19 protein-coding genes and 2 tRNA genes are annotated in these 21,079 nt (G+C 46.6%); 9 read left to right on the plus strand and 12 right to left on the minus strand.

The window, feature by feature from the left end:
* Positions 1–355: 355 nt before the first annotated feature.
* From ACTXGE_RS00695 to recN, 8 genes are all read right to left on the minus strand, one after another.
* Positions 356–694 (minus strand): DUF3817 domain-containing protein, encoded by a 339-nt coding sequence (locus tag ACTXGE_RS00695; protein ID WP_435949986.1) that lies wholly within the window; start codon positions 692–694, stop codon positions 356–358.
* A gap of 276 nt (positions 695–970) precedes the next feature.
* Positions 971–1,909 (minus strand): site-specific tyrosine recombinase XerD, encoded by a 939-nt coding sequence (xerD, locus tag ACTXGE_RS00700; protein ID WP_435949987.1) that lies wholly within the window; start codon positions 1,907–1,909, stop codon positions 971–973.
* A 105-nt stretch (positions 1,910–2,014) separates the two neighbouring features.
* A complete protein-coding gene (locus ACTXGE_RS00705; protein ID WP_435949988.1) occupies positions 2,015–3,205 on the minus strand; it encodes a methyltransferase in 1,191 nt (396 codons plus the stop codon).
* Positions 3,206–3,246: 41 nt separating this feature from the next.
* On the minus strand, positions 3,247–3,564 hold the full coding sequence (gene tusA, locus ACTXGE_RS00710; protein WP_435949989.1) for a sulfurtransferase TusA: 318 nt from the start codon (positions 3,562–3,564) through the stop codon (positions 3,247–3,249).
* Positions 3,565–3,635: 71 nt separating this feature from the next.
* Positions 3,636–4,097, minus strand: a complete 462-nt coding sequence (locus ACTXGE_RS00715; protein ID WP_435949990.1) for a hypothetical protein — start codon at positions 4,095–4,097, stop codon at positions 3,636–3,638.
* A gap of 68 nt (positions 4,098–4,165) precedes the next feature.
* Entirely contained in the window at positions 4,166–4,684 is a 519-nt protein-coding gene (gene ruvX, locus ACTXGE_RS00720; protein WP_435949991.1) for a Holliday junction resolvase RuvX, read from the minus strand.
* A 33-nt stretch (positions 4,685–4,717) separates the two neighbouring features.
* On the minus strand, positions 4,718–5,281 hold the full coding sequence (locus tag ACTXGE_RS00725) for a YqgE/AlgH family protein (RefSeq protein WP_317200471.1): 564 nt from the start codon (positions 5,279–5,281) through the stop codon (positions 4,718–4,720).
* Between the two features lie 142 nt (positions 5,282–5,423).
* Positions 5,424–7,103: a DNA repair protein RecN gene (gene recN / locus ACTXGE_RS00730; protein WP_443541229.1), complete on the minus strand. Its 1,680-nt coding sequence runs from the start codon at positions 7,101–7,103 to the stop codon at positions 5,424–5,426.
* Between the two features lie 463 nt (positions 7,104–7,566).
* Here recN and ppnP point away from each other — a divergent pair, with 463 nt between their 5' ends.
* Both ppnP and rlmB read left to right on the plus strand, forming a co-directional pair.
* Entirely contained in the window at positions 7,567–7,902 is a 336-nt protein-coding gene (gene ppnP, locus ACTXGE_RS00735; protein ID WP_317200473.1) for a pyrimidine/purine nucleoside phosphorylase, read from the plus strand.
* A gap of 130 nt (positions 7,903–8,032) precedes the next feature.
* The gene (rlmB, locus tag ACTXGE_RS00740; protein ID WP_443541228.1) at positions 8,033–8,803 is read left to right on the plus strand and encodes a 23S rRNA (guanosine(2251)-2'-O)-methyltransferase RlmB; all 771 of its coding nucleotides are present in this window, start codon (positions 8,033–8,035) and stop codon (positions 8,801–8,803) included.
* Here rlmB and coaE read toward each other — a convergent pair.
* The 4 genes from coaE to pilB form a co-directional block, all read right to left on the minus strand.
* Positions 8,766–9,467 carry a dephospho-CoA kinase gene (coaE, locus tag ACTXGE_RS00745; protein WP_443541227.1) on the minus strand — a complete coding sequence of 234 codons (702 nt, stop codon included), beginning with the start codon at positions 9,465–9,467 and terminating at the stop codon, positions 8,766–8,768. The genes rlmB and coaE overlap by 38 nt on opposite strands.
* Positions 9,468–9,663: 196 nt before the next feature.
* Positions 9,664–10,563, minus strand: coding sequence for a prepilin peptidase (locus tag ACTXGE_RS00750; protein WP_435949995.1), 900 nt, complete (start codon positions 10,561–10,563; stop codon positions 9,664–9,666).
* 14 nt (positions 10,564–10,577) lie between these two features.
* On the minus strand, positions 10,578–11,801 hold the full coding sequence (locus ACTXGE_RS00755; protein WP_317200477.1) for a type II secretion system F family protein: 1,224 nt from the start codon (positions 11,799–11,801) through the stop codon (positions 10,578–10,580).
* A gap of 124 nt (positions 11,802–11,925) precedes the next feature.
* Entirely contained in the window at positions 11,926–13,629 is a 1,704-nt protein-coding gene (gene pilB, locus ACTXGE_RS00760; RefSeq protein WP_435949996.1) for a type IV-A pilus assembly ATPase PilB, read from the minus strand.
* Between the two features lie 146 nt (positions 13,630–13,775).
* On the opposite strand from pilB, the gene tpiA reads away from it, so the two are divergent.
* The 7 genes from tpiA to infB all read left to right on the plus strand — a co-directional run bounded on the left by tpiA (position 13,776) and on the right by infB (position 21,075).
* Positions 13,776–14,558, plus strand: coding sequence for a triose-phosphate isomerase (tpiA, locus tag ACTXGE_RS00765; RefSeq protein ID WP_435949997.1), 783 nt, complete (start codon positions 13,776–13,778; stop codon positions 14,556–14,558).
* A gap of 349 nt (positions 14,559–14,907) precedes the next feature.
* The gene (gene secG, locus ACTXGE_RS00770; RefSeq protein ID WP_317200480.1) at positions 14,908–15,219 is read left to right on the plus strand and encodes a preprotein translocase subunit SecG; all 312 of its coding nucleotides are present in this window, start codon (positions 14,908–14,910) and stop codon (positions 15,217–15,219) included.
* A 200-nt stretch (positions 15,220–15,419) separates the two neighbouring features.
* Positions 15,420–15,504, plus strand: a tRNA-Leu gene (locus ACTXGE_RS00775).
* Between the two features lie 129 nt (positions 15,505–15,633).
* Positions 15,634–15,710, plus strand: a tRNA-Met gene (locus tag ACTXGE_RS00780).
* A gap of 342 nt (positions 15,711–16,052) precedes the next feature.
* The gene (gene rimP, locus ACTXGE_RS00785) at positions 16,053–16,553 is read left to right on the plus strand and encodes a ribosome maturation factor RimP (protein ID WP_435949998.1); all 501 of its coding nucleotides are present in this window, start codon (positions 16,053–16,055) and stop codon (positions 16,551–16,553) included.
* 144 nt (positions 16,554–16,697) lie between these two features.
* A complete protein-coding gene (gene nusA / locus ACTXGE_RS00790) occupies positions 16,698–18,182 on the plus strand; it encodes a transcription termination factor NusA (RefSeq protein WP_443541226.1) in 1,485 nt (494 codons plus the stop codon).
* Positions 18,183–18,348: 166 nt separating this feature from the next.
* A complete protein-coding gene (gene infB / locus ACTXGE_RS00795; RefSeq protein ID WP_443541225.1) occupies positions 18,349–21,075 on the plus strand; it encodes a translation initiation factor IF-2 in 2,727 nt (908 codons plus the stop codon).
* Positions 21,076–21,079 lie beyond the last annotated feature (4 nt).

Here is a 21,079-nt window from a genome sequence, read left to right on the forward strand (position 1 = left end):
AACAGATTTTGATGTAGGCTGGTGCTTTTAGCCCAGCGAATGAGAGAATTAAGCTCAAACACTAGAATTATCTTTTTATATAAGTGAGTTCATTTGTCGATATCAAAATCTTGAGGTTTTATAGATCGTGCTGGGCTAAAAGCACCAGCCTACGTACTAACTATGAGCAATTTCAGGAATTAAAAGAATGGTTAGGATAAGTGTTTTCTCCCATAGTTATGTAGAATGAAATAGCGCGTAGGGTGGGTTAGCGATAGCGTAACCCACCAAATCTAGAATCAACGCAATCTCGAAAGGTGGGTTACGTCTTGACTGCGCTCTTTGAGAGCTTGACAAAACTAACCCACCCTACAGGCTACCCTTTCAATTTCTCTTTTAAAACATAATCAAAGATAAACGGACCAAAAGGTAAAAACGAGCCGAGGACGCCAGCAGGCAGAGCCCAAAGTGGCATTTTTATTTTGCTAGCAGCGTAGATAAGCGTCAAAATATAAGCAACAAATAGTACCCCATGCGCTATACCAATGTATCTTACTGCTTCAGGAATGCCCAGCATATATTTTAGCGGCATCGCGATACCTAGCAACAATAAAAAAGAAGTACCCTCTAAATAACCCATGATAGTCAGCGTTTTAAGCGTAGAGTTTTGACTTTTGGTTAGATTAGGCGGGGTAGAGGGCTTGGCTTGCGGCACTGGATATTCCTTTTACGATCACTGATAATTATTGGTACGAAAAGTCTTTGTAGGCTGGTGCTTTTAGCCCAGCGAATACGCGAGTTAAGCTAATATATTAAAATTATTTTTCTATATAAAGGTAAATTAGCGAGTAGGGTAGGTTAGCGACAGCGTAACCCACCAAGTTTAGAATACAGTTATAAAAAAGGTGGGTTACGTCTTAACCGCATTCTCTTCGAGAATTTGTTAAGTCTAACCCACCCTACATCAAGCTTTTACCCTTTCTTCAATACCCTAACCACGCGGATGATGTTCCGCATGCAATTTCTGCAATCTCGCCGTCGCCACATGAGTATAAATCTGCGTGGTAGACAGGTCACTATGCCCAAGCAACAACTGCACGCTGCGCAAATCCGCGCCATGATTGAGTAGATGAGTGGCAAAGGCATGGCGCAGGGTGTGCGGTGATAGCTCTTTATCAATACTGGCGACTTTGGCGTATTTCTTTAATAGATACCAAAAGTTCTGCCGGGTCATATAACCGCCTTGCGCGGTCAAAAACACCGCTTGGCAGTTGCCAGATTTTAAATGCGCGATCAGCTCACCGCGTCCATGAGATAGGTAATCCTCCAACGCGTCTGCTGCATATTCGCCTAGAGGTACGAGGCGAGTTTTATTGCCTTTGCCGGTAATCTGTAACCAGCCTGCATTGAGGTTCACTTGTTCAAGCGACAAATTAATCAGCTCACTAACGCGTAGACCGCAAGCATAGAGCACCTCTAACATGGCTTTGTCTCGTAGACCGAGGGCAGTACTAGTATCGGGCGCAGCGAGGAGGTTGTCGACATCCGCTTCCGCCAAGTCTTTAGGTAAGGGGCGTCCGATCTTGGGGCTTTTAATACGCTCGCAAGGATTGTCCTCTCGCAGGTTGCTGGCAATCATCCAAAGGTAGAATTGGCGCAAGCTTGAGAGCATACGTGCTTGGGTGCGCGGGGTTTTATCGCTTTGTGCGAGCGTAGATAGGCAATGGAGTACGTCATCGGCTTGCCACTTGGTCAGAGCGATCGGGTTGGTCAGCTCACAAGCGCGTAGGTCGCGCACATAAGCATTACGGGTACGCGTAGCCAGACCACGCGCCAGCATGGCTTGACGAAATTCCGTCACATAATACGGTTCGTCATCGACGGCGAGCGCTTTGGGTTGTCGCTGTTGGACGGCGCGATCACGGCTCATAGCATTTACTCGAAAGTTTAAATATTTAATTACAGGATTGAGCTGTGAATTTTTAAGCTCAATCGGTGCGCGAGGCGCACCCTATAGAAAACTCAAAGTTAAACGTTAGGCAGGTTGCAAACACCAAAGTGAAGTGATCTCACGACGACGCGCCGCAAATAGCGGATCAGTCTCATCTTGGCTACGACCGTGTTTGGGCTGGGTGTCGAGACGGTATTTTACGGTTAAACCACTATCGGCAAACCAGCCTAATAATTCCTCACGAGTGCGCAGATGCAAATGCTCAGCTAAGTCCGATAGGATAAGCCAAACCTCTCCTTGCTCCGCTAAGTGAGACTTTGCGCCTTGCAACAATCCGCGCAGCATTGCGCTATTGGGGTCATAGACGGCGTACTCAAGCAGGGATGTGGGCTTGGCAGGTAACCAAGGTGGATTACACACAATAAGATTGGCGAGCGGCGCATCAGTCGGATATAGGTTGGCCTCTTGCAACTGTATATCAGTCAGATCTAGACGCGCAAAGTTATCACTAGCGCAGGCGAGGGCCCGCGAGCTCAAGTCCGTTGCTATGACTTGTTTTGCGCCGCGCTTTGCTAAGATGATCGCCAATAGTCCTGTACCCGTACCGATATCATAGGCGACATCAGGCACAACTGGCAAAGGCGCATCGAGCAATAGCTGTACATACTCATGCCGAGTCGGTGCAAACACACCGTAATGCGGATGAAGGGTTAGCTCTAAAGTGTCGATCTTTACACCTTTTTCACGCCATCCAGCCGCACCAAGCGCCCCTTGCACATCACGAAACGACAGTACGCACGCTTCATCATCCTTTTTATCTAAGGAGCCAAAAGCGGCGATGCAAGCAGTGCTCATATCAGGAGCACGGCGCAAATGGCTACCATAATCTGCATCCAGCTCCAACAGCAAACGGCTGAGTATACGCGCACGCTGAGCGGTCACTTGGCGCTGCTGATGGAATAGATTGGGTATGGCTTTAGACTCAGATTCAGCGCTTTTTGCCGCTTTCTTAGCTTTGCGTAGTGCTGAGCGCTCATTGGTGCGATCGATACGGCGGTTGATCGCTTGCAATAGCTGCCGGGCGTTATGAAAATTGCCACGCCATAATAAAGAGGTGCCTTGAGAGGCCAAGCGGTACGCTTCATCTGCTGTGGTTTTGTCATCAATGATAACTATTCGAGTGGGCGGTGCATGATTGCTCTCAGACAACCAGCGCGCTTGTTTTACTATATCGTTCTCATGCCACTGTACATACTGCTTTTGGGGTGCTAACACGTAACCTACCTTTTATAAATAATATGTACTGTCGTTATCGACTAAGCGCTTTTTTTCTTGACCAGATAGCGATAAAGCGTATGACTCATCGGCGCAGCATCATCGCTATCGATGGTGATCTCGTTAGGATCGACAGGCAAGCTGACGTCGTTATCAAGGGTTTCTTGCGCCACAAGCTCGTGCCCTAAATGACGACAAAAATTAGGAATATCGCGTGTGGTCGCAGGATCGGTTGCGAGTATTTCGATAACCTCGCCGCCCTCCGCCTTACGAATGACGCGGTGCAGCATCATCACAGGTTCAGGGCAAATGAGTCCTTGCGTGTCTAAATGATGGTGAGCTGGAGTATGAGTTGTCATAGGGCTTATGTATTTAAGTTAATTGGATTTTAAAGTAAATGGCTAATAAAGAGCAGTCTTTGATAATAAGTTTATTTATCTTTTACCACACTATCTTCTATGGCCAAAAAGTCAAAGAAGCGCTTAAAGTTAGATTTGAATAAAAACGCCACCCCAAGCCAGCAAGACAGTCCTAGCCAAGCGGTATCTGCGAACAATAAGCCGCCAATAAGAACGACAGTAGAGACACCAATACTGAGCGCAATCATCGACGGCTGATTCAATCGGTAACGGTAAATGACTAGGGCATCATAAAGGGTAATCGGAATCGTCAGAGCGATCAAAACATAGGGCAGATTAAAGTACAAACGATAGAGCAGTTGATTATCATGAAACATCTTTATACTAGCAATCGTACCAAAGACCATAAAAGCGAGAATCGCTACATATAACATATAGATGGCGATTTGATTGGCACGCTGCGCGCCTTTGATACGAGTGATCGCAAGCGGTGCAAAACCATGCTGAGTCGGTTGATCTGAGACCGTATTCATAAAGGATGTCACTTATTTATAATTGCTCAAAAAAACGTTTAATAGATTACTGAATCAGCCAGGCTTAATTATTCAGGCTTAATAGCATCTATTGCCAGCGCACTATTAGGATCACTAAAGTAGGTCGACAGCAAGATACAGGCAGAAATATCATCGATTGGCGCGCGCGGATTATCAATCCAGCCGTTCTCCCATGCGATCTCGCGGGCAGCAACTGAGGTGAGGCGCTCATCACACATCATAACAGTGGCGGGTATGTGCTGCTCCATTATCCGATGCGCTAGGCGCCGCGCAAATTTGTGCGCGCGTTTTGAGAGCATAGAGCTGCTGCCATCCATATTGAGTGGTAGACCGACGATAATTTGGGTCACGCCCCAGACTTTGATAATACCCAGTAGATTGTCCCAATCAGGCTGACCATTATTCATCGCCAAAATATCAAAAGCACGCGCCGTCTGCGTCATGGTATTGCCAAGCGCCATGCCCATCTTTTTGACCCCGTAGTCTAGAGATAGTACCAGATGAGGTTTAACGTCAGCACGGTTAGCGATTGATGTACTATCCACTGTGTCTATCGAATCCACCATCGTCGCGAATGTCCTCTTCTCTCATTTGTTATTTCAAGCATGACCAATATCGTCACTTAGATAATCAAAATTAATCCCGATTTTGTCAGCGGCTAATTGCCAGCGCTCCTCAAAGGGCGCATCGAACAAGAGCGTCAGATCAGCAGGGCAGACCAGCCAGTCGCCAGCGCTTAACTCGCGCTCCAGCTGCTTTTTGCCCCAACTGGCGTGTCCTAAGCAGAGCTGGTAATGACCGACGCCGTGACCGACCGCGATACGTTTAAGTACATCTTGACTGGTAGTGATACAGACGTTTTCGGAGATGGCAAACGACGATGCCCATTCAGGCTGCCCCGTATGTAGTACAAAGCCCACTTCAGGATACATAGGACCACCGTCTAACGCCACATCATCCATCACTTGTGGATCAGTGACATCGATACTTAGATCCTCTAACAGTTTGCCGACGCGCGCCTGCTCAAGCGGACGGTTGACCATGAGGCCCAAGGCACCGTGCTTGTCATGACGACAGATGTAAATGAGCGCCTGCTCAAAACGGGGGTCTGAGAGCTTGGGCGCTGCTATCAAAAAATGATGAGTCAAATTGGCTTTAGACATAGAGGCAAATACAACAAAGGGTAAGAGGATTAAGTATAGATTGGATATCTATTAGACTATTAGAAATAAATTAGGCATATGGGGTACTAGTTATATGGCACCGCTTAACCAAATATCAATACAGTTGCGCTAAGCGGATAGATTACGATTTGACGTCAGTTAATAAGCTACGCGCATGATCGCGCGTGACATCAGTAATGGTGACGCCGCCTGACATACGAGCGAGCTCATCGACTTGTGCGTGACCTTCTAAGATAATTAGCTCGCTTTGGGTCAGCTTGTCATAATGCTTTTGTACCAAGATATGTTGATGCGCTTGGGCGGCAACCTGCGCTTGGTGAGTGATCGCTAATAGCTGCTGCGTCTGACCTAATGTGCGTAGTAACTCGCCGACCACTTGCGCGGTGCCGCCACTGATACCGACATCGACCTCATCGAACACCAGCATGGGCTTGGCGGCGTTAGTATCGGCATTGGTCACTTGTAGAACTTGCATTACTAGCGCCATGCGTGACAGCTCACCACCTGAGGCAATCTTGTGTAGCGGTTGCATAGGCATACCGACATTAGCGCTAAAGAGCAAGTCGATATCATAGCAGCCTTGGGCGTTGTACTGCGCGGCATCACGCTTGGTAAAGGCAAACTCGCAGCGCGCATTAGGCAGGGCTAAAGGTTTTAGTTGAGCGGTGAGCTGCTGACAGATTGCAGGCGCAGCTTTGACGCGTGCTTTATGTAGCGCGGTCGCTTGCGCAAGATAATCTTGCCAAGCTTGCTCAATTTGTGCTGCCATCGCATCGCTACTTGGCTCGTTTTCTAGCTCGTCCAACTGCTGCTGCCATGCTTTGGCCTCATCGATTAGATCGGTCGCTGGCAGGTTATGTTTACGTGAGAGGCGATGACCTAAACTAATAAGGCTGTCTAGTGCTTGCAAGCGTTCAGGGTCAGGCAACTGCTGTTCGGCGTAGTCCGAGAGTAAGGCGGTAACCTCGATAATCTGCTGCTGCGCCAAATGCAGCTGCTCGGAGGCTTGATTGAAGGTTGCGCTAACATCGACTTGATGATCGCATAATTTGATCGCTTGCCCAAGCAACGTCATGACATCAGGCTCATCAGTATCATTATCAAGCAGATGTAGGCTATGGCTGGCCTCTGTCATCAGCGCCTCGATATTGGATAACTCTTCGTGCTCGGCTTCAACATCAGCATAATCGACAGAGAGTAGCGGCGCGATATCGGCAAGCTGGTTTTGCAATAATTGCATGCGGTCTTGGCGCTGCGCCTCGCGGCTAGCAATATCATCGGCGCGGCGCTTGAGCTGCTGATAATGCTGATAGCTGGTGGCAGTATTGTCACTCATGGCAGTAATCTGCGCCATCGCATCTAGCCATTGGACCACGAACTGCGGTTTAAGCAGTGCCTGCTGCGCGTGTTGGCTATGGATATTGACCAATAGTGTACCCAGGCTTTTAAGCTCGGCTAAGCTGACTGGCGTACCATTAAGCCAAGCTTTTGAGCGCCCATTACTACTAAGCTGACGCCGTACCAGCACCTCAGGCTCATCCAAAGGGCGCTCATGCGCTACAAACCAATCGGCTATCGCTTGGTTGTCCTGTACGTCGAACTGCGCGTAGATATCCGCATGCGCTGCGCCATGTCTAACCATAGCGCTATCGGCGCGCTCGCCTGCGCACAAAGACAAGGCATCAAGCAGTAGCGACTTGCCTGCACCTGTCTCGCCCGTAATCACATTAAAACCCTCAGCCATACTCAGCTCATGCTGAGCTATCAAGGCAAACTGATGTAGAGTTAAAGATAAAAGCATCAACGCCTCTCGTGGCTGATCACAACCTTCAAATAAACCCTACTCGCTACCATTAGCCTAGAGGAGGGTACACCACAAAAATGCGGTAGTATCTAAAGACAGATAAAGGAATAAAAAACTAAATATAGTATGGTGTTAAACAGCACCAAATACAAATTCTAGCGGCAAAATATCACATAAATCTACAGGCTAAGTGTCTAAAAGAATAGTATTTATCACTCAAAGCGCTCATTATTTGACCTTGTATTTTATCAAATTTTGCGAATTTTGGCAGTGTCGTAACAAACTTTACAGATATAATGTGGTAGCATAATCTCACACAACGATAAACTTTTACGCTCATTGCGACCTTGTTTACGTTGCCTGATAACTCGACAATATATCAAAGAGAGCTGTCTTGATGATGGCTTGACCCGTTACTTATTTTTTAGTTTAGTTGTGATTATTTGATAAGGAAGTCCCTATGACAGCGGTAAAATTCTCTAATGTGACTGTTAATGCGCAAGCCACTATATCCTACGATGGACGCTGCTCAAGCCATACTATTATGTTCGAAGACGGTCGCCACAAGACCCTAGGCGTCATTTTGCCTTGTGACAATTTGGTTGATCACTATCACTTTAGCACCAATACCTCCGAGCGTATCGAAATCATTAGTGGTGAGTGCGAAGTAAAGATAAGCGGTGATGAGGAGTTTAATTACTACCGCGCTGGGCAGTCTTTTGTCGTTGAGGGCAATAGCGGCTTTAATCTGCGTACCGATGAGATCGTTCAGTACGTCTGTCATCTTGAAGGCTAATAATCAGCCATACATTTACATCTTAATATCAGCAGTCCCAACTCATCTATTAAAACAAACACAATCGCTTAGATTCTGTTTGTTTTTCTTTAATTGACACTTATACTTCTATTTAATCAGCAGGCCTATTATGGCAAAACCCAGTTACTTCTATGGTATTCATGCCATTGATGCTTTACTTGCGCACCGTCCCTTAGATGGTTTAAGTCTATTTGTGCAACAAGGACGCGAGAGCGATACTCATGTACAGGCTATCATTCAAGAGGCCAAAGCCAACGGCATTAGCATCCAGCCCACACAAAAAGACAACCTTACGCAGCTGTGCGGTAGTCCTCAGCATCAAGGAGTGGTGCTTCATGCGCGTCCCCTCGGATTTGCTGATGAGGGACTCATTGATACAATTAGCGGGTGCGATCAGTGTCTGCTATTGGTGCTCGATCAGATTACCGATGCTCATAATTTTGGTGCTTGTTTGCGCAGCGCAGTAGCGATGGGTGTTGATGCGGTTATCTGTCCAAAACATCATGCCGCAAGTCTCACGCCCACTGTTGCCAAGGTATCAGTAGGCGCAGCTGAGATGATACCTATTATTAGTGTGACTAATCTGGCGCGGACACTTACGCAGATAAAGAACGCAGGTGTTTTTGTCTTTGGTACCGCGCTTGAAGCAAACGCTAAGCCCATACATGAAGCAGACCTGACGGGCAAAACGGCGCTGATTATGGGGTCTGAAGGTGAGGGTATGCGCCGCTTGACGATGGAGAGCTGTGATGAGCTAGTATTTATACCCATGTCAGGCAACGAGTATGGCAATTTGCAAAGCCTAAATGTCAGCGTGGCTACTGGTATGGCGCTATATGAGATTAATCGACAGCGAACTTTAGCTGCTGGGCAAGGGTAAGATAATCTTGGTGTAAAGGCTCTAGGTGCTGATACAAAGTTTCAAGGTCGGCATCATTGAGCACCACATCGTCAGCATGGCGCGTACGCTCGCCGCGATCTAACTGATTGACCATAATAGCTTTAATTTTTGCGACGCTTTGCCCGTCACGCTGGCTGGCGCGAGCAAGTTGCGTGTCCTCTGTCGCATCTATTACTAAGATACGCTGACACAAATTAGCCAGTCCTGCCTCTGCTGCCTCTATGAGTAGGGGCGCTGAGAGCACTGCGTAAGCTGAGGTACTGGCATTTAATTGCGCTTTGGCCGCTTCACGTATCGCAGGATGGGTGATGGTTTCAAGCTCTATAAGGGCCTCAGGATTGGCAAAGACATGCGCTCTGACCGCCGCTCTATCCATTTGACCCTCCGAATTAATCGCCCAATCCCCAAATTTCTTTTGAATCTTGCGCAGAGTGGGACTACCTTTGGCGACCACCTCATGTGCGATAACATCAGCGTCTATGATATCGATACCTTGCTTAGCGAACCAATTAGTCGCCGCGGACTTACCACTACCGATGCCGCCAGTTAGTCCGATAACCAGTTTGGTTTTGTCAAAACCAGTCACTTTACGCGCCGATTTTTGGTTAGAGTCAGCATGAGATGAGCTTGCATGTATGGACATAGTAATAACTTATTATAGGCAAATGAAAGGTTGATTGATTATGAGCACAAGTCATAATTTTAAGAAATTGCTGTTCTATGTTTGCAATGTGAATGGCTATAAGTTTAACTCGTGCATTAGTATTGGCTGTCGTGGTTACATGTCATTATTGTAACGTTTTACTGAGATTGCCAGCTTACTATTGAGTTTTTCACCTTTAAGCATACATGCCCAGATACCCATTTACGATATCAGTGCCATACAATAAGGCGATGATACCTGCAATAGCGATATAAGGACCAAAGGCAAACGGCTGACTCTCGCCTTGGCGTCGCATCAAGATAATACCTACGATAGAGCCGAGTAGTGACGATAGCAAAATAATCAGCGGTAGCATCATCGGCCCAAGCCACGCCCCTAGCACCGCAAGTAATTTAAAATCGCCTTGTCCCATACCATGTTTTTTGGTGATTAAATAAAACACCTTGACCACTATCCATAGCGACAAAAAGCCAAGGAGCAACCCCCAAATAGACTGCGTTGGGGTGACAAACCAGCTCTGTGAATTAACCGCTAGTCCCAATCCAGCAAGCGGAAAGGTCAAGCGATCTGGCAATAGCTGAGTATCAAAGTCGATACCTGTGAGCGCAATCAACGTCCACACTAAGATCAGTGCCGAGAGTCCGATAACGTTAACGCCGAAGTGATAAATAACTGCCACAGTTAGCAGTGCAGTGATGAGCTCAACGATAGGATAGCGTATACCGATAGGCGCTTTGCAAGCAGAGCAGCGACCTTGTAGCACCAACCAGCTGACCAGCGGTATATTCTCATACCATTTAATCCGATGCGCGCAGTGCGGACAACGTGAAGCGGGCATGCTTAGGGTAATAGGCACATCATTTGCCGTCATTTGAGTGAGCGCGGCTGCTGGCTCCTCTTTTATGTCCGTCTGTCCTGCCAAAAATTGACTACACTCTTGTCGCCAGCCGTAGACCATCATCAGTGGCATACGGTGAATCACCACATTTAAAAAACTGCCAACACAGAGACCTAATACGGCAAACACGACCAAAGCCAAAGTCATATTGCTTTGTAATAACGCTATCAATTGCATCTCATTGCTATCCTTTAGCCGACCACTGAACCCATTTGGAAAATGGGTAAGTACATAGCAATGACCAAGCCGCCGACTAATACCCCAAGCACCGCCATAATGAGTGGCTCCATTAGGCTCGTTAAACCATCGACCGCGTTATCGACCTCATTCTCATAGTATATAGCTACCTTGTCTAGCATCTCCTCTAGGCTTCCAGACTCCTCACCGATACCGACCATCTGGATGACAAGACTTGGGAATAGGTTGGTTGAGCGGATAGAGAACTGCAACTGCTGACCGGTGGCCACGTCGTTTTTGATTTGCTGAGTGGCATCATAAAAGACCACGTTATTGGTTGCACCAGCAGTAGAGTTTAGCGCATCAATGAGCGGTACACCTGCGGCAAAAGTGGTGGATAGCGTCCGCGAGAAGCGAGCGATAATGGCTTGATAAGCAATATTACCAAAGATCGGTAGCTTTAGCGTCGCGCGATCTAGAAAGTCACGAAACTTCTTAGAGCGTTTTTTGGCTTCTGAGAACCCTATGATAGCTGCGCCAATGATTAAGATCAGTACGAACCACCACGATTGCATCCATTCAGACATCCCAACGACCATTTGGGTAAAAGCGGGCAGCTCTGCACCAAAGGAGGCAAACAGATCGGAGAATACAGGAACAACTTTGATCAGCAAAATCATGGTGACGATAATGGCCACAACGATGACCGCGATAGGATATTTCATCGCTTTTTTGATTTTTGCCTTGAGTAGCTCACTTTTTTCTTTATAAGTGGCAACCCGCTCCAGCATGGTTTCAAGCGCCCCTGATTGCTCGCCTGAGTCGACTAGTGAGCAAAACAGATCATCAAAGTAGCGCGGATGTTTGCGCAGGGCTGAGGCAAAGGTGCCGCCGGCTTCAATATCAGCTTTTATGTCTAAGACCAGCTCTTTCATACTTGGGTTATCAAGCGAGTCGGCGACGATCTCAAACGACTGCGTAAGCGGCACGCCCGCTTTCATCATTGTCGCCAGCTGGCGCGAAAATATGGCGATATCGATAGCTTTGATCGGTTTTTTGAACTCAAAGAGGGGTTTAGGCTTTTTCTTAATACCTTTAACCGTAATGCCTTGTTTGCGCAAAGTTGCTTTTGCCAGCTCCAAGCTACGGCTAGTGGTCTCGCCCTTGATCTTTTGCCCACGGCGATTGACTCCATCATAGACAAAGTCCAATAGCATATCTGTCTTAGCTTTCGCCATGTGCTCACCCTCAATTATGATTCAATAAACTGTAGTTATTTTAGCGTAAAATCGATTACGTATTGATGTTAATTTTAGCGCTTTTCTCGTTGGTTTACGCGCTTATTCAGGTCGGTTTGTGCACTTATTCAGAAGTAACGCGCATCATCTCTTGAATACTCGTCACGCCTTGGAGTACCTTTAAAATACCAGAGCGGCGCAAATCTCTAAAACCATTTTTGAGCGCAGCATCTTTGATATCGATCGCATTGCCATCTTCCATGATAATGCGCGAGATATCCGGACTGACTTTCATAACCTCGTAAATACCAACGCGGCCTTTGTAGCCTTCACGGCACTCGCTACAACCCACAGGCTCGCTGATATGATTATTGGGGTCATCCAAGTCTGCATCGGTAAAGCCAATCTCAAGCAGGCTTTGACGCGGTACATCGATAGGTTTTTTGCAGTTTTTACATAATCTACGAGCCAGCCTTTGTGCGATAACCAAGTTGACTGAAGTGGCGATATTAAAGGAGGCCACACCCATGTTACGCAGACGGGTCAAGGTTTCAGGTGCTGAGTTGGTGTGCAGCGTTGAGAGTACCATATGTCCCGTTTGCGCCGCCTTAATCGCAATCTCAGCGGTCTCTAAATCTCGAATCTCACCGACCATGACGATATCAGGATCTTGACGCAAAAAAGACTTGAGCGAATTGGCAAAGGTTAAACCAACTTTGGCGTTGACGTTGACTTGATTGATACCCTCTAAGTTAATTTCAACAGGATCCTCTGCGGTGGAGATATTGGTTTCGCCGGTATTTAGGATATTAATACCCGTATATAAAGAAACGGTCTTACCAGAACCTGTTGGTCCGGTAATAAGCAGCATACCTTGCGGCTTATGAAGCGCTTCTAAAAACATCTCTTGCTGATCAGGCTCATAGCCTAAAGCTTCAATACCAAGCATAGCAGAGGAGGGGTCTAAAATACGTAACACTAGCTTTTCGCCAAACAGCGTCGGTAATGAGCTTACCCGAAAGTCGATGGCTTTATTTTTGGATAGTTTAAGTTTGATACGCCCATCTTGTGGCACGCGGCGCTCTGAGATGTCCATTTGCGACATGACTTTTAGGCGGGCGGCGATTTTGCTGGCAAGTTGTACGGGCGGGTTGGCCATCTTTTGCATGACGCCATCAACGCGAAAACGCACACGAAAGCTCTTTTCATATGGCTCAAAATGAAGATCTGATGCGCCCATACGAATGGCATCAACGAGCATTTTATTGACGAATTTGACAACGGGCGCTTCATCAACGCCATCAGAGAGTTTGGTCTCGCCATCATCAGCATCAGGGTCTTCAAAATCGACCGTTAAGTCGCTATCGGCAAACCCGCTAAAGTTTTGCATACTATCAGCATATAGCTTCTCGATACGGGCTTTGAGCTTATCCTCCTCAACCACTACCGTCTCAACAGACAAGCGCGAGTTAAAGGCGACGGCGTCTATAGCATCGATACGCGTAGGGTCACTGAGCGCGACAAAAAGCCGTTGACCACGCTTAAAAATAGGTAGCGCATTAAATTTACGGACTATTTTTTCATCAATTAAGTCTTTGGGTATGATGTCATCGCTTAACGCATTGAGATCAAATAAAGGATCGCCAAAAGCTTGCGACATCATTTTTGCTAACTGATAAGCATTGGCTATTTTGTTATCTACCAAATAAGACACCAGTCCCATTTGCTGCTGCTGCGCCTCTCTTTGCGCAGTATCCATTTGCGCCTCGTTGACAATCCCTTCGCTAATGAGCTGCTGCGCTAAGCCGCCGATTTTAATAGTTGTCATAGATATGGTCTCTCCCTAACCTTGCTATCAGTGCTATGGTCGAATATCAAACACAGCCTAGTGTTCTATATACTATAGCACTTGCAAAATATTTGTTATACTTGCGCGCACAAAGCGATAATGATAAATCATATAGGGCAAACAAGATGCAAACTTGGGTAATAGGCAACTGGAAACAAAATCCTGCCACCAGTCACGAAGCAGGCGCACTGGTACAAGGCTTACTTGCTGCTATTGATGCAAAATCTGCGCCAATAACTTGTCAGTTAATGGTCGCCCCAAGTAGCATTCACTTAGCAGCTGTGGCTACGCAAATTAAGGGAACATCGCTACTTGCCGCTGCACAAGATATTAGCGCGCATAGTGATAGTACAGGTGCCTACACTGGGGATTGCTCAGCGCAGCAAGTCGCTGATGCTGGTGCAACGTGGACGCTACTAGGTCACTCTGAGCGCCGTCAGTACCATCAAGAGTCTCATGAGGCGCTTATGCAAAAGCTATCTTGTGCCCTCAAACAAAACTTGGGCGCCATATTTTGTATTGGCGAGACGCAAGCGCAGTACGATGATAAGCAAACCCTAAATGTTATCGATGAGCAGTTATCCATTATCAAAGACTTACTAGCCCAGCAGCCAGAGATCACCGACTCTCTCTCATCGCACCTAATGATAGCTTATGAGCCAGTATGGGCGATTGGTACAGGCAAAGTCCCAACCGTCTTTGAGGTCAGCGCCACCCATCAGCATATCAAGCAGACGCTCGCTGGCCTCTCGCCCGCCTTTAGTAATATAAATGTACTCTATGGCGGTAGTGTTAATGCAGATAATGCGCAAGACTTTGCTGCTGATAGTATGATAGATGGGGCTTTGGTGGGCGGCGCTTCACTAAAGGTAGAGAGCTTTTTGGCGATAGCGGATGCCTTTAGTTAAGCTAATGAGTAGCTTAGTATTGTATTAAGATCTTTGGTCTTATACTCTTTGCTCTAAGAGTAGGCTGACGGATGTAAACGGTGTTCTTTAAGGTGATAAAAGTCACTTTAATAGTGCCCTTGCAATCGTGTACAATGCGCCTTATTTATTAAGCCTTGATACTTTCAGTTTTAATTTAACGAGCAGTTCTAATCTAACGAGCAGTTCTAATTTGACAAGGTCGAATGGCACAAACTTTAGATTTTTTTTGGCGAGTATTGTCATAAGTTTTTTTATTTGAGCTATAAGTCGTTGGTTCACATCATTTATTATTGTTACCAGTCGTCATTAGGCGGCAAAAGAGGACACCATGTTTACGTTTATATTAGCCATACATATTATCGTAGCGATTGCTATGATCGGCTTGATTTTGATACAGCATGGTAAAGGGGCGGATGCTGGAGCCTCCTTTGGTGCAGGCTCCTCTGGTACAGTCTTTGGCGCAGCGGGTACGGCCAACTTTTTGACTCGTGCGACAGCTGTGCTTACGGTTATATTTTTTATTACCAGTATGGTACTTGCAGTCAATGCTCGCGAGCAGGCTGAAGATCAGTTTCGCCTAGATGCGCCTGTATCTGCGCCGCAAACGCCGCGCCCGTTAACCGAGAACCCTCAGCAGTAGTAAAAAGCAAGGTTTCGGTATAATCATCTATTAATGGATACTCAGCGCTTGCTATTTTGATGCGTTAGTCTTACAATACTTTTTCTGTTTTTGCAGCCGACTCTTAATAGTCGACCTACTGTTCTGAATTTTCCTCAAAGAGCAGCGTAGTTAAAAGTAGATAGTCAAAAGCAGTGTGATGAGAGTTTATAGTCTCATAAGCGATTGTGGTGGAATTGGTAGACACGCCATCTTGAGGGGGTGGTGGCGCAAGCTGTGGGGGTTCAAGTCCCCCCAATCGCACCAAGTTTTAATGTTTGTTTTGTCCAAGTTTTAATGTTTGTTTTGTATAGTACCGATGCATTATAGCGCTCTTTATTTAAATAAAGATTGACAAGGTGATTAAACCTACTTATAATACGCATTCTAAATTGTTGCGGGGTGGAGCAGTCTGGTAGCTCGTCGGGCTCATAACCCGAAGGTCGTTGGTTCAAATCCAGCCCCCGCTACCACTTTTTATACTGATGTTTGTACCCTAAATAGCCAGTGTCGATTAGCCCACCATTATGTTTGTGGGTTTTTTTGTACCTAAAGCTTTGTGTTATCATGACACTTGTCCTACTATGCCAAGCATTAGCTTGTGTGGCGCCTGCCTACTAGGCATAGTGAGTGCTTATTTATAAGTATTTTATAAGTAGTACGGTCTTCTACCTTATCTTATGACATCCATTTGCCTATAAATAAGATTAGGTCATAGAAAACCTAGACTGAGCGCTTTTGCCCAAAATAATAGGCAAAGTCGTTGCCGTTTATTATGTACAAGTGATACGTCAATAGGAAAAAATAAATACATTATGAAATTATCAACCAAAGTTGCTGAACTAACCGCTATCATCGAGCCTGCTGTTGCCGCTTGTGATGTGTCGCTATGGGGCGTAGAATTTGTACCGCAAGGTCAGCGCTCTTTACTGCGTATCTATATTGAGGCGTTGCCTGAAGACCAAGCACAAGACAAGCAAGTGACTATTGAGAACTGTGCGGCGGTGAATCATCAAGTCAGCGGTATATTAGAAGTGCATGACCCTATCGCAGGCGAGTTTATTCTAGAAGTATCCTCACCTGGCTTTGATCGGGCGTTCTTTTCAGAGTCGCAAATGCGTGATTACATCGGTCAAACGGTAAGCCTTCGTTTGATACAAGCGATTGGGCAGGGCGACAAAAAACGCCGCAAAGCGACAGGCAAGCTCGATAGTATGGACGATACCTCACTAACGCTTAGCGCCTCTGATGGCGAAGTGTTTGAGATTGCTTTTAGTAATATAGATAAAGCAAACTTGATCTATGAAGACGTCTAGCGCTACATATAATCTAATATCAAAAATTTGAGCCGTGAATAACTCATTGTGACAATAGTAGTAGTGACATTCGTAATGACGATAAACGTTACGACATCAATGATAAGATATGAGTCAATAACAAAACGATAGGACAGATAGAGTATGAGTCGTGAAATCTTAACGGTAGTAGAAACTGTCAGTAACGAAAAAGGATTGAACCCTGAAGACATCTTTGAGGCTATCGAAGATGCTTTGGTGGTATCCACTAAAAAAAAGGTCTATACCGAACAGCCAGAAGTAGCGGTACGTGTCGCGATCAATCGTGACACGGGCGACTACGATACTTATCGTTACTGGACAGTGGTCGCTGATGAAGACCACGAGATGCCAGCCTGTCAGCTTGCTATTACTGATCTTGATCAAGACGAGTGGTCCATTGGTGATGTCAAAGAAGAGCAGATTGAGTCTATCGAATTTGGCCGTATTGCAGCCACGCAAGCCAAGCAAGTTATCATCCAAAAGATCCGTGAAGCTGAGCGTGCTTTGGTTGCCGATGCTTTTGAATCTCGCGTTGGTGAGATGATGTATGGCGAAGTCAAAAAACAAACTCGCGATGGTTACATTGTTGACTTAGGCGATAACGCCGAAGGCTATCTGTCTCGTGATCAGATGCTGCCACGTGAGCAATTACGTGCCAAATCTCGTATCAATGCTATCCTTTATCATGTCAACCGTGAAAATCGCGGCGCGCAGTTACTATTATCCCGCACGCATCCTGAAATGCTCTCAGCACTGATGCAAAAGGAAGTCCCTGAGATTGCAGAAGAGATCATTGAGATTCGTAATGTCGCTCGCCTACCTGGTACTCGTGCTAAAATAGCGGTCAAGACCAATGATCATCGTATTGATCCTGTTGGGGCTTGTATCGGTATGCGTGGTACGCGTATCCAAGCGGTACAACAAGAACTCGACGGCGAGCGTATCGATGTCGTGGTGTGGTCAGATGATCCTGCCCAGTTCATTATCAGTGCGCTTGAGCCTGCTGATGTCAGCAGTATCATCCTAGATGAAGATGCCAAGACAGCTGATATTGTCTTTAGTACCAACGATCAGCTTGCACGTGCGATTGGCTCACAAGGTCAAAACGTACGTCTGGCCTCTGAGCTGACTGGTTATAAGCTCAACATGATGCTAGAAGAAGAGTATCAAGAGCGCCAAGAGAGCGAATCAAAAGCCTTTATCGATTTATTTTATGAGCGTTTAGAAGTAGATCGTGATTTGGCACAAGCCCTTGTCGATATTGGCTTTACGACTATCGAAGAAGTAGCTTATGTGCCTGTTGAGACCTTTTATGATATCGAAGGCTTGGATGACGAAGCGATTGATATGATTCAAGAGCGCGCTAAAGAAGTGGTCATCGCAGATGAGCTGGTCAAACAACAAAACATGAAAGAGCCAAGTCAAGAGCTACAAGACCTTGAAGGTATGAGCGTCAATCTGGCCTATAAACTGGCACAAAAAGACATCATTACCGTCGATGACTTGGCAGAACAAGCCGTCTTCGATCTAGAAGATATCGAAGGTTTGGACAATGAGACCGCAGGAAAACTGATTATGAAAGCTCGGGAATCTTGGTTCGATGAATAGGCGCTAATCGCATATCGCTGTCTTTTGGTGATATGCTATCAACCATAAAGCGTGAGTGCTGTCCTTATTATAACGTTTAGTAAGACAACACTTGCCTTAACGCAATCATTTGTAGCCAACAATTGAATTGAAAATATAGCAAACAATAGACAGTAGGTGATAATAAATGGCAGATAAGACCGTCAAAGAACTAGCAGAAATGGTCGGCAAAACCGTAAGTGCTGTAAAACAGCAACTGGTAGATGCTGGACTGCCTGCTCGCGAAGAGAGTGACATGGTCACTGAACGCGAGCAAGAGAAGTTAGTGACGTATTTAAAACAAAGTCATGGCCAGACCGACAAGCGCCGTATCAGTCTTAAGTCTAAGACGACGAGCACCGCGCGCGTGACTGGCTCCTCTGGTAAGTCCAAAAGCGTCAATGTTGAAGTGCGTAAGAAAAAAGTATTCGACAAGCCTGATCCAGAAAAAATGGCAGCAGAATTAGCCGCTCGTGAACAGGCTTTGGCTGAAGCACAAGCTCGCGCTGCCAAAGATGCCGAAGAGCGCCAAGCTGCTAAGAAAAAATCTGAAGAACGTCAAGCAGCAACGCTAGCAGCGATGCGTGCAAGCTTGGGCTCTAACAAGTCATCTGATGACAAAAACGATGATGTTGCAGCCTCTGTTGTCGTCAAAAAAGGCGGCAAAGCGGCAGTTGAAGTCAAGTCAAAAGAGCAGCCTAAGAAAAAGGTTGCCGCGACTAAGCCAAAAGTTGAAACCGCAGCTGAACGTAAAGCACGCGAAGCACGTGAAGTTGAGGAAGCACGCTTACGTGAAATCGAAGCTGAGACGCGCCGCGTACAAGCTGAAGAAGCGCAAAAGCGTACGCTTGAGCAGATGCGCAAAATGGCGGGTAAGTATACCGACCGTGAGCCTGTGGCAGAAGTTCGTAAAGACGAGCCATTAGCTGAAGGCCTTGTAGGAGACGCGCTTGAGGAGTCGTTTGAAAAAGAGCGCCGTGAGATCAAACGTGGTTCTAATAGTACGGGTGCTCGTGGTCGTCGCCGCAAAAACCAAGATGAGCGTGAAATCAAGAATCGTAAGAACGGTCTGACTTCAACGCAAGCGTCACAGCATAAGTTTGAAAAGCCTGTCGAAAAAATCGTCTATGACGTCGAAATTAGCGAGCAAATCGCAGTATCTGATTTAGCTCAGCGTATGGCAGTCAAAGCTCGCGAAGTGATCAAATTGCTTATGAAAATGGGCGAAATCGCTCGCGAATCTGACATGATAGACCAAGCGACAGCGAGTTTAATCGTAGAAGAGATGGGTCACAACCCAGTACCCGTTAGCGATACCAAAGTCGAAGACGATCTACATGATGCCGTTGATGAGCGCAGCAGTAACGTACAAACGCGTCCACCCGTCGTTACTATCATGGGTCACGTTGATCATGGTAAGACATCCTTACTTGATAAGATTCGTGAGACTAAAGTTGCCACAGGTGAAGCTGGCGGTATCACTCAGCATATCGGTGCGTACCATGTGCAGACGGATCGCGGCGTCATTACCTTTTTAGATACTCCAGGTCACGCCGCTTTTAGTGCGATGCGCTCACGCGGTGCTCAGGCGACGGATATTGTTGTCTTAGTTGTCGCCGCTGACGATGGCATGATGCCTCAAACGGCAGAAGCGATTGATCATGCCCGCGCGGCAGGTACGCCTATTATCGTTGCTATCAACAAAATGGATAAGCCAAGCGCTGATCCTGATCGCGTTCTCAATGAGCTGACGACGAAAGAAGTGGTATCAGAGGATTGGGGTGGTGATACACCAATGGCTCGTATATCTGCCAAAACAGGTGACGGTATCGATGAGCTGTTAGAGCTTATCAGCTTGCAGTCTGAATTGATGGAATTAGAAGCCCCACTAGATGGTGCTGCTCAAGGCGTCGTTATCGAATCAAGACTAGAAAAAGGTCGTGGTCCTGTCGTCAGCGTACTGGTCAAAAAAGGTACATTGAAGCAAGGCGATCTCGTTCTAGCAGGCGAGCATTATGGTAAGGTTCGTGCGCTAACGGACGAGCATGGTCAACGTGTTAAGTCAGCGGGTCCCTCTATCCCTGTTGAGATCTTAGGTTTACCTGAGACGCCAGCGGCTGGTAGCGAATTCTTAGTCGTTACCGACGAGAAAAAAGCTCGCGAAGTTGCTGATTTTAGAGCCAATCGTGAGCGTGAACGTCAACTTGAACGTCAAAACGCTATGCGCCTTGAGAGCATGTTCGATCAGATGGAACAAGGTGATGTGTCTTTCTTAAACATTGTACTTAAGACTGATGTTCGCGGTTCTTTAGAAGCTCTACTTGCAGCACTCAATGAGTTATCTACTGACGAAGTCAAAGTTCGCGTTATCAGCTCAGGCGTTGGTCCAATCTCAGAGTCTGACGTTACCCTTGCTGAATCTAGTGAAGCGGTGCTGTTAGGTTTCAACGTTCGCGCTGATGCCACTGCACGCCGCAAAGCCGATAGCGCTGATATGGACATTCGCTACTACAGCGTCATCTATGGCCTTATTGATGATGTCAAAGCAGCTATGAGCGGTATGCTCGCGCCTGAACATCGTGAGAAGATCCTTGGTGTGGCGGATGTTCGCGAAGTATTCCGCTCTAGTAAGTTTGGTGCAGCTGCCGGTTGTATGGTGGTTGAAGGCACGATCTATCGTAACAAGCCTATCCGCGTACTACGTGATGACCAAGTTATCTTTACCGGTCAATTGCAATCATTACGTCGTTACAAAGAAGACGTCAATGAGGTGCGTATGGGGATGGAATGTGGTCTTGCAGTTCGTGGCTATGATGTCGAAGCGGGCGATAAGATTGAAGTCTTTGAGATTCAAGAGTTCGCACGTACGATCTAAGGCT

This window comes from Psychrobacter sp. T6-4 (assembly GCF_052258425.1).
Taxonomy (GTDB): Bacteria; Pseudomonadota; Gammaproteobacteria; order Pseudomonadales; family Moraxellaceae; genus Psychrobacter.